At 69.4% G+C, this 15,932-nt stretch carries 13 protein-coding genes; 3 read left to right on the top strand and 10 right to left on the bottom strand.

The genetic code is table 11. From position 1 onward, the window contains the following. Positions 1-188: 188 nt before the first annotated feature. On the bottom strand, positions 189-3,539 hold the full coding sequence (locus ACZ7SW_RS11180) for a TM0106 family RecB-like putative nuclease (RefSeq protein WP_470230261.1): 3,351 nt from the start codon (positions 3,537-3,539) through the stop codon (positions 189-191). An 890-nt stretch (positions 3,540-4,429) separates the two neighbouring features. After that, positions 4,430-5,389: an alpha/beta hydrolase gene (locus tag ACZ7SW_RS11185; protein WP_470230477.1), complete on the bottom strand. Its 960-nt coding sequence runs from the start codon at positions 5,387-5,389 to the stop codon at positions 4,430-4,432. 321 nt (positions 5,390-5,710) lie between these two features. Here ACZ7SW_RS11185 and ACZ7SW_RS11190 point away from each other — a divergent pair, with 321 nt between their 5' ends. Further along, entirely contained in the window at positions 5,711-6,250 is a 540-nt protein-coding gene (locus ACZ7SW_RS11190) for a GNAT family N-acetyltransferase (protein ID WP_470230262.1), read from the top strand. Between the two features lie 199 nt (positions 6,251-6,449). Here ACZ7SW_RS11190 and ACZ7SW_RS11195 read toward each other — a convergent pair whose 3' ends face one another. The 4 genes from ACZ7SW_RS11195 to ACZ7SW_RS11210 all read right to left on the bottom strand — a co-directional run bounded on the left by ACZ7SW_RS11195 (position 6,450) and on the right by ACZ7SW_RS11210 (position 10,296). Then, the gene (locus tag ACZ7SW_RS11195) at positions 6,450-7,292 is read right to left on the bottom strand and encodes an aminoglycoside phosphotransferase family protein (protein WP_470230263.1); all 843 of its coding nucleotides are present in this window, start codon (positions 7,290-7,292) and stop codon (positions 6,450-6,452) included. Between the two features lie 11 nt (positions 7,293-7,303). Beyond that, a complete protein-coding gene (locus tag ACZ7SW_RS11200) occupies positions 7,304-8,212 on the bottom strand; it encodes a ribonuclease Z (RefSeq protein ID WP_470230264.1) in 909 nt (302 codons plus the stop codon). Positions 8,213-8,365: 153 nt separating this feature from the next. Next, positions 8,366-9,331 (bottom strand): NAD-dependent epimerase/dehydratase family protein, encoded by a 966-nt coding sequence (locus ACZ7SW_RS11205; RefSeq protein WP_470230265.1) that lies wholly within the window; start codon positions 9,329-9,331, stop codon positions 8,366-8,368. Further along, positions 9,328-10,296 carry a ScbA/BarX family gamma-butyrolactone biosynthesis protein gene (locus tag ACZ7SW_RS11210; RefSeq protein WP_470230266.1) on the bottom strand — a complete coding sequence of 323 codons (969 nt, stop codon included), beginning with the start codon at positions 10,294-10,296 and terminating at the stop codon, positions 9,328-9,330. The genes ACZ7SW_RS11205 and ACZ7SW_RS11210 overlap by 4 nt, the downstream gene beginning before the upstream one ends. A 181-nt stretch (positions 10,297-10,477) precedes the next feature. On the opposite strand from ACZ7SW_RS11210, the gene ACZ7SW_RS11215 reads away from it, so the two are divergent. Next, positions 10,478-11,101 carry a ScbR family autoregulator-binding transcription factor gene (locus tag ACZ7SW_RS11215; RefSeq protein WP_470230267.1) on the top strand — a complete coding sequence of 208 codons (624 nt, stop codon included), beginning with the start codon at positions 10,478-10,480 and terminating at the stop codon, positions 11,099-11,101. Between the two features lie 405 nt (positions 11,102-11,506). On the opposite strand, the gene ACZ7SW_RS11220 is transcribed toward ACZ7SW_RS11215, so the two are convergent. Then, positions 11,507-12,124 (bottom strand): ScbR family autoregulator-binding transcription factor, encoded by a 618-nt coding sequence (locus ACZ7SW_RS11220; protein ID WP_470230268.1) that lies wholly within the window; start codon positions 12,122-12,124, stop codon positions 11,507-11,509. 274 nt (positions 12,125-12,398) lie between these two features. On the opposite strand from ACZ7SW_RS11220, the gene ACZ7SW_RS11225 reads away from it, so the two are divergent. Further along, positions 12,399-13,166, top strand: a complete 768-nt coding sequence (locus ACZ7SW_RS11225; RefSeq protein WP_470230269.1) for an AfsR/SARP family transcriptional regulator — start codon at positions 12,399-12,401, stop codon at positions 13,164-13,166. Between the two features lie 270 nt (positions 13,167-13,436). On the opposite strand, the gene ACZ7SW_RS11230 is transcribed toward ACZ7SW_RS11225, so the two are convergent. The 3 genes from ACZ7SW_RS11230 to ACZ7SW_RS11240 all read right to left on the bottom strand — a co-directional run bounded on the left by ACZ7SW_RS11230 (position 13,437) and on the right by ACZ7SW_RS11240 (position 15,909). After that, the gene (locus tag ACZ7SW_RS11230) at positions 13,437-14,009 is read right to left on the bottom strand and encodes a hypothetical protein (RefSeq protein WP_470230270.1); all 573 of its coding nucleotides are present in this window, start codon (positions 14,007-14,009) and stop codon (positions 13,437-13,439) included. A 149-nt stretch (positions 14,010-14,158) separates the two neighbouring features. Continuing rightward, on the bottom strand, positions 14,159-14,986 hold the full coding sequence (locus ACZ7SW_RS11235; protein ID WP_470230271.1) for an ABC transporter permease: 828 nt from the start codon (positions 14,984-14,986) through the stop codon (positions 14,159-14,161). Further along, positions 14,986-15,909, bottom strand: coding sequence for an ATP-binding cassette domain-containing protein (locus ACZ7SW_RS11240; protein WP_470230272.1), 924 nt, complete (start codon positions 15,907-15,909; stop codon positions 14,986-14,988). Before ACZ7SW_RS11240 ends, ACZ7SW_RS11235 begins: the two co-directional genes overlap by 1 nt. Positions 15,910-15,932: the final 23 nt, after the last annotated feature.

The raw sequence follows: 15,932 nt of genomic DNA on the forward strand, positions 1-15,932 counted from the left end.
ACCCGCCAGGCCAAGCAGCCCATGGTCCTAGCCCGGGCAGGGCAGGCAACCCCCACAGCCCAGCCAGATCCGCCAAGGCGAGCGGCCCCAGCAACCCAGCATCACCCGCCATGGCAGGCAGCCCACGGTCGAGCCACACCGGCCAGTCAAGCAGCCCACAACTCAGCCAACCCGCCAGGGCAGGCAGCTCAGTCGATCCACTCGCGGGCGTCGCGCAGCAAGCCGAGCATCCCGGAGACCAGCCGCATCTGGTCCACCGTTCTGATGTCCGCCTCGAGCAGCTTCGGCGAGCACACCAGGACCGCGACGGACTGCGCGCGTGACAGAGCGACATTCAACCGGTTGCGGGACAACAGAAAATCCAGGCCTCTCGGCAAGTCTACCGCCGACGAGGACGTCATGGTCGTCACCACAACGGGTGCTTCCTGCCCCTGGAACCGGTCCACCGTCCCGACCCGGACGTCGCCGAAACCAGCGTCGGACAGCGCACGCGTCACTACTCGCGCCTGCAGGTTGTACGGGGCCACGACGAGGAAATCGGCGTCGGTGAGCGGCCGGCCTTCCCACGAACGGCCGTGCAGCGACTTGATCACCGAGACCACTTCCTCGGCTTCTTCCACCGAACGCGTGGTATTCCCGCGATGCTCGACCGACGCCAGGTAGAGACCCGACGGGAAACCGTCGATCGAACGTTCCGCGCTGGGATGCGAGTGCAGCAACCCGGCGTACGACAGGTTCGAGACCGGCGCACACACAGCGGGGTGCATACGGCGCGTCAGGTCGAGGAAATATCCCAGTTCCGGCGGGATGATGTCCGCGTCACCGATCAGGTGGCCCAGCGCGGACGCTTCCGCGCCCGCCGGGTGCGTGCCCTGCACCACCTGCGGCAGCTGCTGCGGATCCCCCAGCAGCACCACGTTTTTCGCGCACATCGACACCGCCAGCGCGTCCGCGAGGGCGAACTGGCCGGCTTCGTCGATCACCAGGACGTCGAAGGGTTCTTCGCGCACGGCGGCGTTGGCAAAGGTCCACGCCGTGCCGCCGACCAGGTGACCGGTGTCGTGTTCTTCACGCCAACGTACCAGCGCGGTGTTGTTTTTCGGTTGTTCCCAAGGCAATGACGGGTCCGGCGTCCGCTTCGCACGCTTGGCGCAGGCCATCTCCGGCGCGTTCTCCATGGCCGCCGACAGCACGTTCTCGACCGCTTTGTGACTGTTCGACGTGACGCCGACGGTCCGGCCCGAACGCACCAGGTGCGCGATGAGTTTCCCGGCCAGGTAAGTCTTTCCGGCTCCAGGCGGGCCCTGGACGGCGAGCACGGAACCGTCGAGCTGGTCGACCGCGGTGATCACCGTGGCGACCAGATCTTCCCCCGGTTCGGGCAAACCGCCGCGCAGCCGGGGGATGCGGCGGAGCAGGTCGACGCCGGGGTGTGACGGCAGCACAGGCAGAGTTTCCCCCACCAGCCGGGCGAGATCGGCCACCGCCTCGTCCTTCGGCGACGGACGGACGGGGCTGCCCGGCAGGACCGCCGCGGGAAGGTCGTTGGACGTCCGATCCGGGGCGCTGCTCTCTTCCAGGGTCACTTCGACGGCCGTCGCGGACACGACTTTCGCGTCGCGGGCATCGGCGCCGTAGCGCAAGCGCACGTCGTCACCGGGTGCGAACGGATGCGGACGGTCCGGGTCGCACCTCACGGACAGCGTGCGTTTCGCGGTGCGCAGCCGGCCGGACGGCGGCACCCACTCGCCAGCGGTCACCGACACCGGGACCGCGCAGGTCGTGTCCACTTCGAGGTCGGTGAGCGGGGCGGCTAGCTGCCGGAAGAACTCCCACCACGCCGGGTTCGTCTCGCGCCGGTGGTAGCCGACGGACGCCGCCAGCAGCGCGCGGGCGTGGTCGTCCGGAGTGAAATCCGCGGGGTCTTCGGGGAGGCCGTCCAGCAGCGGGTCCACCAGAGCCGCCATCGCGGCGGCACGTTCGGCTCGGCGCTGGGCGGCTTCCTCTTCTTCGGTGCGGCGGAGCAGAGCGTCCACTTCGGACTCGGGCTCCGGCTCGGCCAGGTCGATTCCGGCTTCGGCGCGCACGCGGTGGAGGAACTCGTGCAGGCGCAAGGTGGAGACGCAGTCGTACTCGTTGTAGTCCGCGATGCCGCGCAGGATTTCATCGGCTTGTTCGGTGTTTCCGGCGGAGGAGAGCGTCAGGTAGTCCTCGTACGCCTCGATGCTCGACGCTGCCGTTTTTACCTCGCCGTCACGGGCTTCCGGCATGTACAGTGGTTCTAAATACTTGATCGAATACGACCGCTGTCCTACCCGCAAAGCCTTGCGTACCACGGCATACAGGTCGATCATCGCGCCGCTGCGCACCAGCTCGTCCACGGCTTCCTCCCGCGTGCCGTGGACGGCGGCGAGCCGCTTGATCGCCGTGACCTCGTACGGCGCGTAGTGGTAGACGTGCGCGTCGGGGTGTTCCGCGAGCCGTGCGGTGGCGAAGTCGATGAACTCCTCGAACGCCCGTTTCTCCTGCGCGCGCGAATGTGCCCAGAACGGGGTGAAGCGCTCGTCCGGGGTGACCGCGCCGAAGAGGTACTCCAGGCCGGTGCCCGCCAGGGCGTACGGGTCGCCTTCCATGTCGAAGAAGACGTCGCCGGGGCTGGCTTCGGGCAGTTCGGCGAGCGCGTCCGGGGCGATGATTTCGTAGGCCAGCTCACCGGTTTCGTCCTGCCGGACCTGGATCGCGGCCTGCGCGCGCAACGAGGCGAACGTGCCCTCGGACATGTCGCGCGGACGGTCGGCGGGTTCGGAGCCGGCGAGCGCGTCGATGGTGCCGAGCCCGGCGGTCACCAGCTTGCGCCGCTGCTCGCTGCGCATCCCGGCGACCAGCGACAGATCGCGGTCGGCCTCGCGCGCGGACGAACAGTGGTCGGCGAACGCGCATCCGGTGCACGCCGGACGCTCGTCGGCCCAGACCCGGTCCGGCAACTGCGGCGGACGGTCCTGCAACCGGTCGCGGAGCCGGTCCACCAGCGGGAGGAAGTCGTCGACGCGGAGGCTGCGCGTGCTGCCGTCGCCGAGCAGCAGGTGCATCTCCGGGCCGGCGGGCCAGCCGCCGCGGCGCAGAGCGTCGGCATACGCGGTGAGCTGCACGACCGCGGACGGCTTGGCGTGCCGGGCGAGTTTCGTGTCGTAGACCTCGTAGCGGCCCTGGTCGTCGCGCAGGAGGAAATCGGCGCGGCCGGAGAAATCGCCGTCGTGGAACACCGCCTGGTAGACCACCGGCGCTCCCGCGCGCAACGCTTCCTCGGTGGCCTTCGCCGCGGCGACCGGATCGTGCTCCTCGATCTCGACGACCTGCGTCCGCTCGCCGCGCAACCGGCTGAGCGTGGCCGCCTCGTGCGCGCGCCCGTGCTTCACCGCCAGCCGATCGGGTGCCGAACTGGGCCGCGGCGCGCCGGGTATCCCCGCCGCCAGCGCCTGCTTGAGAATGCTCCGGTGCTCGCATTCGAGCAGGTCAGCGAGATCAGACGGCGTGTACATCGCTCGGCAGTCTGTCACGGGCGGTGGTGGCCTCTTGCGAGGCGGGGTGGCGACACGCCGCCCGGAATTGTCGGTGGTGGGTGGGATGATCTTGAGGTGGCGGGGAGAGGGAGCTGGGAAGGGTGGAGGTGAGTGCTGGAGCGGAGGTTTGGGGAGATGAGAGTGGGGTGGTGGCGAGTTGATGGTGCGGTTGGCCTGGTGCGGCGCGGTTGGCCTGGGGTAGTGCGGCTGGTCCGACGGGGCGCGGTTGGTTCGGCGTAGGGCAATTGGTCTGACGCGGTGCAGTTGGTTCGGAGGTGGTGCGATGAGTCGGAGTCGGAGGTGGTGCGGTTGGTCTCGCGGTGCGGTTGGCCTGGCGTAACGCGGCCGGTCGGACGCGGCGCAGTTGATCGAACGCGATGCGGCTGGTCCGACGCGGCGCAGCTGGCCTGACGTAACGCGGCCGGTCGGACACGGCGCAGTTGATCGAACGCGATGCAGCTGGTCCGACGCGGCGCAGCCGGCATGACGCAATGCGGCCGGTCGGAGGCGGTGCGATGAGTCGGAGGTAGCTCTGGGTTGGAGTCTGTGCTGATTAGCGCTTGGTGATCTGCGGGCTGGTGAGGTTGTCGGTCATGCCGTTCGGCGGGGTGCACACCGTCCCGGCGACTTGGGCGACCTCGGCGGGCGAAGCGCGATCCAGCTACGGCACGGAACGTGCCTAGCAACCGGAGCAACCGGACCGACCGGCGGAGCCAGGATCCACGAAACCGGTGTCGTCGGTCAGCGACAGCTCTGATCGACATCCACGCCGGGGCGCCGTGCCGCGCAAGGCGGTGGCGTTGTCGATCACGTCGTTCCGCCAGGTGCGCGCCACCCCGACGGCCTCGGCAGGGCGGCGCGCCATCCCGTTACGCAATCGGGCGGCTGAGCAATCGCTCGAGCCAGGACTCGCGTGCCGCGACGCATGCTTTGGCCAGGGCGGATTGTGGTGCCAGGTCGTGGAAGCCGTGGAACGCGCCGCCCCAGACGTGGAGTTCGGCGTTGCCTCCTGAGGCCCAGATCGCGGTCGCGAGGGCTACATCCTCGTCGCGGAAGACCTCCGCCGAGCCGACGTCGATGAAGGTTGGCGGGAGGCCGCTCAGGTCGGTCGCGCGTGCGGCTGCTGCGTAGGGCGAGACGTCGGCGGTTCCGCGGCGGTCGCCTAGGACTGCTGTCCACGCCGTCAGGTTGCTCGTGCGGTCCCAGACGCCGGTGCCGTCGTACTGGCGGGAAGACACTGTCTCGTTGCGATCGTCGATCATCGGGCATTGCAGCAACAGGCCGAGCAGTGCCGGGCCGTTGCGGTCGCGCGCCAGCAGCGCGGTTCCGGCGGCGAGCCCTCCGCCGCCGCTGCCGCCGAACATGATCAGGCGGTCGGGGGCGAAGCGCAGGGTTTCCGCGTTGGCGGCCATCCATCGCAAACCGGCGTAGCAGTCCTCGACGGGTACCGGGTCGGGATGCTCCGGAGCCAGCCGGTACTCGACGGTGACGGCGACTGCGTCGTGCTTCAGCACCCAGTCGATGAGCGGGCCCGCTGCGGCGAAGCGGTCTCCCATGACCATTCCGCCGCCGTGGAGGTGGTAGATGCCGACGCCGGGGGTCTCGTGGTCCGCGTGCGACAGGACGGAGACCTCGATCTTCGCGCCTTCGTAGCCGGTGATCGTGTGGTGCGTGCAGCGGATCGGACGGTCGCCGATTTGTTCTTCGATAGTGGGGAAAGGGAGGTTCCGGTAGTGCGGCAGCTGGTCTGCTGTCATGCCGACCGGTACGCCGCCGTCGAGGGTCGGCAGGATCGCGGCTAGTTCTGGATCAAAGGCGGGACGCGGCATTTCCTGCGTCATGAGTGCTCCTGAGCATCATCGTGCCCTCGCCGCGAACTGGCGCGCGACTGGGCGCACGCGTCGGATCGCGCGAAGAGGAGGTTGGCGGGAGACAGCTACTGCCAGGGCACTCGTCGGCCGGTGCGCCGCCGAGAACCCGGCGGCTAGCTTCTGTCCACCTCGATGAGCATGCCGCGAGTTTACCCGACTGCCGGGGCATCCCGGGCCGAATTTCTCGGGAACAGCACCCGAAGCCGGTGTCGGGTAAGGACTTTGGGCTGGCTCCGGAGTGGCTCGCGGACAAGGCTCGACGGTGCAGAATGGGCGGTCGTGACGGTCACCCTCGCCATCCCCCCAACCGGATCCGTGGCCGCTTTGCGGCTGCGGCCGTGGCGGCCGGAGGATCGGCAGGCGCTGGTCGCCGCGCATCGCGATCCGTTGTTGCGCCGCCGGTTGACCTCCCCGCTCATCGACGACGGCGATGCCCGGCGGTGGCTGGACGCGCAGGCTTCCGGCTGGGAGTCCTCGACACAGTTCAGCTTCGCGGTGGTGGCCGAGAACGACACGCCGCTCGGCCACGTCGTCGTGAAGGTTCGGGACGCTGGCACAGCCGAGGTCGGCTACTGGACTGCTGCCCAGGCCCGGGGGCGTGGCGTCGCTACCCAGGCGTTGGAAACCACGTCGCGGTGGGCGCTCGGCACGCAGCGGGTCGTCCCGTTGAGCCGTCTGGACTTGCTGCACGCCGAGGACAACCCGGCGTCCTGCCGGGTCGCGGAGAAATGCGGCTACGCGCTCGACGAACTGCTGCCGCCCGCACCGCCGGACTTCCCGGTCAGCGGGCACCGGCACGTACGCACTTCGGGTCGCTGACTGGGCCGTCACCAGCGAGTACACCCGAACAGGCAAACGGAGGCGTTCCCGTTGATGTTCCAGCGGTCCTCGCCCGATGCGCCCCCTCGCGTGAGCGGCTTAGTCGGGGTTCGAGCGCGGGGATGGGCGACCACGAGACGGTGGCGTTCATCCCTGCCACGAACACCGCCGACCCGAGCGCCGAAACTTCCGGGAAGCGCTAGCCGCGTGCCTCCAGCCAGGCGGCGACGGCCCGGACGAAGCCGTCGACGTTCGACAGAGGCTTGCCCGCGAAGACCGCGTGCAGGTGCTCGACGCCGATCGGGTCGTTCCAGGCTCGGGCGCGGCGGAAGGTCTCCTCGTCGGCGGCGGCGCGGAGGACGTCCCAGCCGTGCCAGGTCGCGACTAGTGCGGCGTCGATCGCGGGGTCCGCCAAACTCGCCAGGTCCCAGTCGAGGACACCGGTCAGCTTGCCGTCCGCGTCGAAGTGGACGTTGCTGCCGCCGAGGTCGCCGTGAACGAGCCTGGCTGGAACCTCTTCGAGCGCCAGCATCGTGTCGAGCCGTCGCCGGACTCCGTCCCGCCGCTTCGACGGCAGCCGGGGAAGGACCTCGTCGCGCAAGAGGTCCGCCCAGCCCAGGCCGTTGGCATATCTGCGCGGCCGGTGGAGAACGGCTTCGAGCTCCGGTGAGATCTCAACCTCACGCAGTGCGGTCAAGAGCGGGCCGAACGCCGCTGGGTCGCCGACGCCTTCCGGCAGGCCCTCGCCGTCGATCCAGGAGACCGCGACGGCCGCGCGGTCTCCGAACGTCGTCACCGGAGTCAGCGGCTCTGGCACGGCGAAAGGCAGTCCGGCCGCCGCGATGGCGCGAAGGATCTCGACTCGGCGCGGTAGCTCGGCTGCGGCGTCGGGGCGTTTGCTGATCCGCACGGCGGCGACGCTCGGCAGCAGCACGACGTGGTGCATGTTCCCCTGCGCGGCAAGGCGGGCGGAGCCAGCAGCGAAGCCGGGGACGAGGGCTTCGGCGATTTCCAGCAGGTCGGCGGGGACCGGTTGAGGCATTCCGCGAGTCTTCACCGTCGCGGAGGCAACGGCACCACGTCCAGGTCCCGTGCCACGTGGATCTCGCCGTCGAACACCTTCGCGGCCTCGTCGCGGAACCGGTCCGCCTCCTCGTACGGGTAGCGCTGCGAGAAGTGCGTCAGCAGCAACTCCCGGGCGCCCGACTCGGCCGCGATCCGACCGGCATCGGTGCTGGTCAGGTGGCCGTATCGGTAGGCCAGGTCGGCATCGTCGGCGCGGAAGGTCGATTCGGCGATCAGCAGGTCCGCCTCTCGCGCGCAGGCGAACGCGCCCGCGCACAGGCGCGTGTCCATCACGAACGCGACCACCTGGCCCCGGCGCGGCACGCTCACGTCCTCCAGCCGGACCACGCCGTCCGCTGTCTCGAAGACACCCTCGGCCTGGAGTTTTCGTACCGCAGGGCCTTGGACCCCCGCTGCGGCGAGCGCGTCCGGCAGCATCCGGATTCCGTCCGGTTCGGAGTAGCGGTAGCCGAAGCAGTCGATGCGGTGTTCCAGCGGATACGCCGACAGGGCGCCGCCCAGCGGGCCCGGCGCGGAGATCGGCAGCGGGACCAGCTCGGCGCGCTCGTGGAACGACGTCGAGTGCCGCAGCCGGTCGAAGTACTCCTGGCCGGACGCCGGGTAGTGGCAGCGCACAGGGTGCGCGACGCCGTCCAGCGACAGCCGCTGGATGATGCCGGCGAGGCCGAGGCTGTGGTCGCCGTGGAAGTGGGTCACGCACAGGTGCGTGAGTTCGCTCGCCGTCGCTCCGGCGTACATCATCTGCCGCTGGGTGCCTTCGCCCGGATCGAAGAGGACGCCGTCGGTGTCGAAGCGCAGCAGGTAGCCGTTGTGGTTGCGGTGCCGGGTCGGCGTCTGGCTCGCCGAGCCCAGCACGACTAGCTCGCGTCGGGACATGACGATCATCTTCGCGCCGCGCCCGTGCCCGACGCCACCGAAATGAACTCCGCGGAAACAGCGGCGGCCGTCCGGGATGAATTCCCCGGACAGCCGCGCGCCGCGAACAATTGCAGTTCGAATTCGTTCGATCACTTTCCGCGAATTCGATCTTCACCCGGCCTCGGGAATTGCCAGCGTTTCCCGATACCAGTTCCGGGCCCGTGCCATTCGGATGCCGAGTCCCGGCCCGGGAGAAACTCCGGTGACGTCCCAGACCTTTTCGCTGGCATACCAATGGTCCCGGGTGAGCAGCGACCACTGGTGCCCGCTGAGCCACGGCGTGCGCGCCCGGTGCTCGGCGAGCGGTACGTCGTGGCCGGGAATCGGCAGGTCAAGCAGGGTGCAGACGGCTTCGAGCAGCTCGCGCATCCGCACCGGTTCGGGGTCGGCCACGTGGAACACCTCGCCGGGCCGGCCCAGTGCCGGGTCCAGCGCGAACGCGCTGAGCACAGCAGCGAGATCCCACGACGAGACCACTGATGTCCGGGACCTGCCGCCCTCGGCCCACGCCGGCACCGCCCGCAGCCACTTGACCAGCGCCGGGACCACGTGCCGGTCGCCGTCGCCGTACACCAGGTGCGGCCGCAGAACGATCCCGCCCGCGGCGCGGACCCGCTGTTCCCCGGCCAGCCTGGTGCGGCTGGTGGCCGAGGCGGGCCCGAGGTCGAGCGTGTCCTCGGGCGCGCCTCGATGCTCGCCGTCGCGGTAGACCGCGCAGGTGCTGAGGTACACGATCCGGCGCGTGCCCGCACGCCGCGCTTCCGCGAGGAGCCGGGCCGTGCCGCGGTCGTTGACCTCGGCGCATTCCTCTTCGGTGCCGCCGATCCGGGACGCGGCGTGCACGAGCGTCGCGACGCCCGTGCACGCCCCGGCCAGCCCGGCGGCGTCGGTGAGATCGCCTCGGTGGATCCGCGCGCCGGATCGCGTGATCCACTCCGGCACCGCACCGCGCGCCAGCACCCGCACCGCGGCGCCGCGGGCGAGCAACGCCCGCAGCACCGCCGAGCCGATGAACCCGGTCGCTCCGGTGACGAGGATTTCCCCGGTCGTACTGTCCGCCCCCAGGCCGGCAGTCATGACCTGCGCATCGCCAGGGTGCCGCTCGCCACGGGACGGCCCTTCTGCTCCGCCACCACTCGCACCAGGCTGGACCCGTCCGCGTCGACGCCGATCTCTTCCGCCGTCAGCAGGCATTCCGAGTCGAACTCGATGTAGACGGAGAAGTCGAAGTCCGTGCGCAACGGCAGCGCGTACGGGTCTCCGAGCGTCAGCAACGCCGCCTGCCGCGCGCCTTCCAGCAGCACCATGCCCGGGACGTGGTCCACCGAGTGGTCGAACAGGACCGGGTGGTCCGGGTCGAACTGCAGGGACCAGGTGCCGGGCGTCGCGGTCTCCGCGACCAGCACGTCTTCCCCGCGTTCCCGGCCGACGAGCACCGGTTCCACCGTGGGCAGCGCGATGGCCTGGAACGGCGTCGCCGCGAAGTGGTCGCCGCGCAACCGGCGGTAAACCGCCGGGGACACACAGCGAATGGTCTCCGAGGCGGTGCCGATCAGCTCCCCGTCGCGGAAGCAGCCGAACTCGAACCGCATGCCGCCGACGTTGTCGCCCCGGCGGATCACGTCCCGCACGCTCGCCCGCAGCACCACGTCGATCGGCCTGCCCGCGGTGACCAGCCCTTCGGGGGTGATAGAGCTGGTCTTGCGGCCGGAGACGAAAGCGGTGCCGAGCGAGACGCCGTACGCGCGGTGCGCGACCAGCATGATCGCCTGGCGGAACGTTTCCAGGTACAGCATGGGATCGTGCGATCCCGGGGTGCGCGGGCCGAAGAACCCGTGCCGGCGCGGCCACTGCGCGCCGACCTCGAACCGGTTCTCGCCCACGATGTTCAGATCAGTGACGAAAACTTCCGAGACGGCCGCGCGGTGCACGAGATTGCGCGGGATCGTCTGCTGGAAGTCGACCGGGCTTCCGCCCGGCGAACTCTCGCCGTTGATGATGAAGGTTCTTCCGACAGACTCCTCTAACAACGTACCGACCATGTCGGTCCTCCCAGAAAAAAAGTACTTCCCCAGTACCCCCACAACATTTTTAGCGGAAACGAGCGGACAAAACCATACCTACCTACCGGTTTTTTTCTCTGGTCCCGGAGGGTGATGCGGAGGTAGACTGGAGTGTCAGCGTGGCCCGGCGTGGGCCCGCAGTCCCCCGAAAGGAGACACAGTGGCTCGCCAGGAACGCGCGGAGCAGACTCGCAATGCCATCCTCGACGCGGCCGCGTCCAGGTTCGACGCGGTCGGCTTCCTCGGCGCGAGCCTGTCGGACATCCTCGCCGAGGCCGGGGTCACCAAAGGCGCGCTGTACTTCCACTTCAAGTCCAAGGAAGAGCTCGCGGACGCGCTGATCAACGAGCAGTTCACCGTGTGGGACCCGCTGGCCGACATCGAGAGCCCCGGGCTGCAGACGGTCATCGACCTGACCCAGAACATGGGGCACAGCCTGCGCAAAGACGTGCGCGTGCGCGCCAGCATCCGGCTGGTCATCGAGCAGGGCTCGTTCGTCACGCCCGCCGCGGGCGCGTACAAGCAGTGGACCGACACCATCCACGGCTGCCTGCTCGCCGCGAAGGCGGCGGGCGACGTGCGGAAGGACGTCAACGCGCACGATCTCGCGCAGTACGTGGTCGCGTCGTTCACCGGGACCCAGCTCAGCTCGCAGGTGCTGACCGGGCGGACGGACCTGCACGAGCGGGTCACGTTCATGTGGCAGACGATCCTGAACTCGGTCGTCCCGCCCCGGCGGCTGCACAAGTTCGATCCGGCCGGGACTTTTCCCGCCGACGCCTAGCGGGATCCGGGGGCGCGGGCGAAACCGGGCGGTCGGTCCGCGGGTCTGAAGGGGCTGCGGGACTGTCGCGGGGCGCCTTGGGGATCGGCCTGGCGGAGTGGCCGCTTGGGTGCTGACCGTCTCGGCCGCGGGTGGCAGTTCGCGCAGGTGTTGGGCACCTCGGCTGCGGTCGGCAGCCTCTCGGACGCCGGTTGCCTCAGCTGCAAGCCGCGCTCGGCAGCCCGCTCAGGCACCGGTTGCCTCCAGCCGCAGGCGGTGGTCGGCAGCCCGCTCAAGTGCCGGTCACTTCAGCCACAGGCTGCGGTCGGCGGCCTCTCAGGTGCCGGTCACCTCAGCTGCAAGCCGCGCTCGGCAGCCCGCCCAGGTGCCGGTTGCCTCCAGCCGCGGGCGGTGGTTGGCAGTCGCTCAGGTGCCGGTCGCCTCGGCGGCAGTCGAATCCGCCGGCTGTGCCGCCTCGATCACCCGCCACAGTTCGGAAAGCGTGCTCGCCAGGTCCGTGCCGGACGGGATCGTCCCGCTCGCCGCGGCCGATTCCAGGCCGACGCAGGTCACCACGACCAGCAGCGCCGCCATGTCCGGGCGGACGTGCGGGCTCAGCTCCCCCGCCCCGTGCGCGGCGGCGATATGCGCGCGCACCTGACCCAGCCACGCGCGGACGAACGCGACGAACCGCGGGTCGTTCGAGCCCATTTCGCGGGCCAGCCGGAAACTCGCGCCCACCTTCGCGTCTTCGGCGAGCCAGCCCATCAGCGCCCGGCTCAGATCCGCCAGCCTGCGCAGATGCGGACGGCGCCCGCGCGCTCGCGCGACGTGCTGGTGCAGGACCGCGACGGCCGCAGATTGCACCTCGTCGCAGATCTCGTCCTTCGACGAGAAGTGGAAGTACAGGCCGCCCTTGGTCACGCCCGCTTCGCGCGCGATGTCCACCATGCTCGTGGCCGCGTAGCCGTCGCGGTGCAGCAGCGCCGCGGCGGCGTCCAGCAGCAGGAGCCTGGTGAGCTCCGCACGGGCCTGTTTCGTCACCGTCTTCCCCATCGTCTCGCGCCGGGAACGACACGGTGTGCGTCCCGACCGCCCAATCATGACATACCGACCGCCCGGTTTACCAGAGATTCCGGCCTATTACCTGGCCGCCGTCGCCCATTCAAGATCAAAACAGACCAACCTCCCGGTTTTATCTTGAAAACCGACCTCCCGGTTTGCTATGGTCCAGTGGTGGACCCGGCTCGGACCGGCAGGCAGCGGCGCTGGGGGCGCCGCCGGGCGGGTCCGGCGCGAGAGACACCGGAGGGCAGTCATGCTGAACTACGAAATCCTCGGACAGATCAGAGTGAGCGGTCAGCCTGGCGTCTGCGCCCCGCGGGCCCGCAAGATCGAGACCCTGCTGTCTGTACTGCTGGCGAAGAACAACCAGGTGGTGACCGCCGAGCACCTGATCGGCGAGATCTGGGGCGAACATCCGCCGGCGCGGGCGAGCGCGGCGTTGTACGTGTACGTGTCACAGCTGCGGAAACTGTTGCGCGGCACCAGTAAAGATGCGGAAGAAAGCCCTGTGGTGACCAGTCCGCGGGGGTATTCGCTGCACGTCGGCATCGACGAGCTTGATGCTGACCGGTTCACCCGGCTTTACGAGCAGGGACGCACATTGCACTGGGACCGTAGCTACGGCCAGGCGGCGAAGGTGCTGCGAGAGGCCACGAATCTGTGGCGCGGGCTGGCTTTTGGCGGGTTCACTGACTCGCCGGATGTGCAGGCGTACGCGACTTTGCTTGAGGAGAGCCGGCTCGGGTGTCTTGAGTTGCTGATGGAGACCGAGCTGCTGATCGGGCGGCATCGTGAAGTGGTGGGGCAGCTGTCCGCGCTCGCGAAGGAGCATACGCTTCGGGAGACGTTTACCGAGTACTTGATGACTGCGCTCGCTCGGTCCAATCGGCGGGCCGAGGCGTTGGAGACGTTCGCTTCGGCGCGGCAGAATTTGGTGCAGCAACTGGGGATCGAGCCGGGGAGTTCGTTGCGGAAGCTGCATCACAGCATTCTTGTCGGGGAGATGTCGGACGCGGTTTGATCTTGATCGTGGGGGTGGCCCGGTCTTCCGTTGGTGGGGGGCCGGGTCTTTTTTGTGCGGGGAGGGCGCGGCTGCGCCGCGGAAAGAAGGGTGCGGTGGGGCACCCCGAAGCCTGATTGTGCTGACGGGAGGCTTCGTATCGGGGTGCAGGGCGGGGGCTGGGTGCCTGGATAGTTGGGTGCACCGGCTGCGGTATGGCGGGGTGGGGAAAAGCCGTGAGGGGAACCCCGAGGGAATCTGAGTCCCTCTGGGTTCCCCTCACGACACCCCTCAGCTGCGGTAGACCGAGACTACGAAACCCCCGCACGTAACCGGTTCTCCGTACCAACCGCCCCATCTGCTGTCCAGGGCCAGGCCTGCCAGCTCGGCCATCAAGTCCAGTTCGGCGGGCCAGACGTAGCGCAGCGGCAGCGACGCGTCGGTCAGGTGCACGATCTGCCGGACGTCGTCTACCGCGCGTACGCGGGCGTCTGCGGTCCAGCACGCCGGATCTGGGTGGCGGCCCTGCACCACCAGGGCGCCGCCGGGGCGCAGGAGGCGGCTGTAGCGGCCGATGGCGCGCAGCTGGTCTCGTTGGTCCGGCAGGCGGGAAAGCACGTCCGCGCCCAGGTATCCGGCGTCGAAGCGCGGGCCGGGTTCCAGGTGGACCTCGTAGCCTTCTCCGGCCAGTGCGTCCGCGACTGGGCCGCCGCCGGGGACCAACACCCGGCCGGAGCCGTGGTGTCGCGATACGCGGTCGGTTACTTCGGAGAGGAACGCGACGGCGCCCGCTGGGTCGTCCGCGAGCGGGGCCAGCCACGCGGCCACCGGATCGACCGGCTTTTCCATCACCCGGGTCGGCATTCTCGCCACCTCACTTCACGCAGTGGTCCTCTCTACTCCACAGAGAGTGCCGGAGTGATCTAAAGCGGACCTAGCGGGCTCGGGGTCCCCTAGGCACGGCGAAAGGGCGACCCGCGGGGAAGCGGGTCGCCCTTGGGCAGGAAAGAAGCTCAGCCCTTGGTGCGCCGGTTGAACTTGCGCACCGCGAGGAACGAGGCCGCGACGGTGATCGCGCCCCACCAGGCGAGCGCGAGCCACGCCGTGCCGCCGGCGGGAGTGCCGTTCATCAGTGCGCGCACGGCGTCCATGAGCACCGTGAACGGCTGGTTGTCCACGATCACCCGCAGCACGCCGGGCATCGCCTGGGTCGGCACGAGAGCACTGGAGGCGTACGGCACGAACACGAGGATCATGCCGAGTCCGCCGGCGCCCTCGACCGTCTTCGAGATCGAGCCGAGAAGCACCGCCAGCCAGAAGACGCCGGCCGCGAACAGGACCAGCAGGCCGATCGCGGCGAGCCAGCCGAGTGCGCTGCCGCCGGGGCGGAAGCCGATCGCGAAGCCGATCGCCACCATGATCACGAACGACACCAGGCTGCGCAGCATCCCGGCGGCGACGTGGCCGACGAGCACGGCCGGGCCGAACATCGGCATCGAGCGGAAGCGTTCCACGAGGCCCTGGGTGAGGTCCGCGGCGACGCCGACGACCGTGGTCGTCGAGTTGAAGCCGATGCTGATCGCCAGCAGGCCGGGCACCAGGTAATCGACATAAGCCATGCCGGGCACGTTGATCGCGGGCCCGAACATGAAGCGGAACAGCAGCAGCAGCACGATCGGCAGCGACACCGCCTGCAGCAGCATCTCCGGGTTCCGCGTGATGTGCTTGACGTTGCGCCCGATCAGCACGCGGAAGTCGGACAGCACCGTGGCCAGCCCGGCGCTCTCGGGCGCCGCGGGGAGCTGCGCCCCCTCGGTTTCCCTGGACAAGGTCTGGGTCATCACTTCGCTCCCGCGGTTGAGGTGAGGGTGTGGAACACGTCGTCGAGCGTCGGTTCGGACAGGTCGATCCCGGCGGGCTCGAGCCCGGCGTCGGCGACCCGGTTGAGCGTCGCCCGCACCTGGCCCGGGTGGTCGATCGGGACGCTGACCGTCTCCTCCAGCAGCACGCCGCCGGTGACCTGCTGCGCGCGGCCCGCTTCGGCGACCGAGGCGAAGGTCAGCTTGAGCCGTTCGGTGCCGACCCGGCGCTTGAGCTCGGTGGCGGTGCCCTCGGCGACGACGCGGCCCTTGTCGATGACCGCGATCCGGTCGGCCAGCTGGTCGGCCTCGTCGAGGTACTGCGTGGTGAGCAGGACCGTGGTGCCGCCGTCGAGCAGCTTGCGGATCGCGTCCCACATCGCCGCGCGGCTGCGCGGGTCGAGGCCCGTGGTGGGCTCGTCGAGGAACAGCACCGGCGGCGACGTGATCAGGCTGATCGCGAGATCCAGCCTGCGCCGCATGCCGCCGGAGTACGTCTTCACCGGACGGCTGGCGGCTTCTTCGAGGTCGAACTGCGCGAGCAGTTCGGTGGCCCGCTCCTTCGCCCGCGCGATCGGCAGGTGGAACAGCCGCCCCATCATTTCCAGGTTTTCGCGTCCGGTGAGCAGTTCGTCGACCGCGGTGTTCTGTCCGGTGAGGCCGATCTGCTCGCGGACCTTGCGGGTGCGCTTGGCGACGTCGTGCCCGTTCACCGTCACGGTGCCGCCGTCGGCCTCCAGGAGGGTGCTGAGGATCCGCACCGTCGTGGTCTTGCCGGCGCCGTTGGGGCCCAGCAGCGCGAACATCGTGCCCCGCTCGACACTGAGGTCGACGCTTTCCAGGACGTCGACATCGCCGTAGGACTTGCGCAGCCCCCGTGCTTCGATTGCGTAGCCGGTGACCATCGGGTTACCTCTCCTCGGTTCGG

Source organism: Amycolatopsis sp. NPDC114484 (assembly GCF_055633755.1).

Bases quoted from the DNA above. Each gene is read 5' to 3' on its own strand.
- ACZ7SW_RS11235 (WP_470230271.1), bottom strand. From the start codon at position 14,986: ATGACCCAGACCTTGTCCAGGGAAACCGAGGGGGCGCAGCTCCCCGCG.
- ACZ7SW_RS11230 (WP_470230270.1), bottom strand. From the start codon at position 14,009: ATGCCGACCCGGGTGATGGAAAAGCCGGTCGATCCGGTGGCCGCGTGG.
- ACZ7SW_RS11210 (WP_470230266.1), bottom strand. From the start codon at position 10,296: ATGGTCGGTACGTTGTTAGAGGAGTCTGTCGGAAGAACCTTCATCATC.
- ACZ7SW_RS11240 (WP_470230272.1), bottom strand. From the start codon at position 15,909: ATGGTCACCGGCTACGCAATCGAAGCACGGGGGCTGCGCAAGTCCTAC.
- ACZ7SW_RS11195 (WP_470230263.1), bottom strand. From the start codon at position 7,292: ATGCCTCAACCGGTCCCCGCCGACCTGCTGGAAATCGCCGAAGCCCTC.
- ACZ7SW_RS11180 (WP_470230261.1), bottom strand. From the start codon at position 3,539: ATGTACACGCCGTCTGATCTCGCTGACCTGCTCGAATGCGAGCACCGG.
- ACZ7SW_RS11185 (WP_470230477.1), bottom strand. From the start codon at position 5,389: ATGCCGCGTCCCGCCTTTGATCCAGAACTAGCCGCGATCCTGCCGACC.
- ACZ7SW_RS11200 (WP_470230264.1), bottom strand. From the start codon at position 8,212: ATGTCCCGACGCGAGCTAGTCGTGCTGGGCTCGGCGAGCCAGACGCCG.
- ACZ7SW_RS11225 (WP_470230269.1), top strand. From the start codon at position 12,399: ATGCTGAACTACGAAATCCTCGGACAGATCAGAGTGAGCGGTCAGCCT.
- ACZ7SW_RS11205 (WP_470230265.1), bottom strand. From the start codon at position 9,331: ATGACTGCCGGCCTGGGGGCGGACAGTACGACCGGGGAAATCCTCGTC.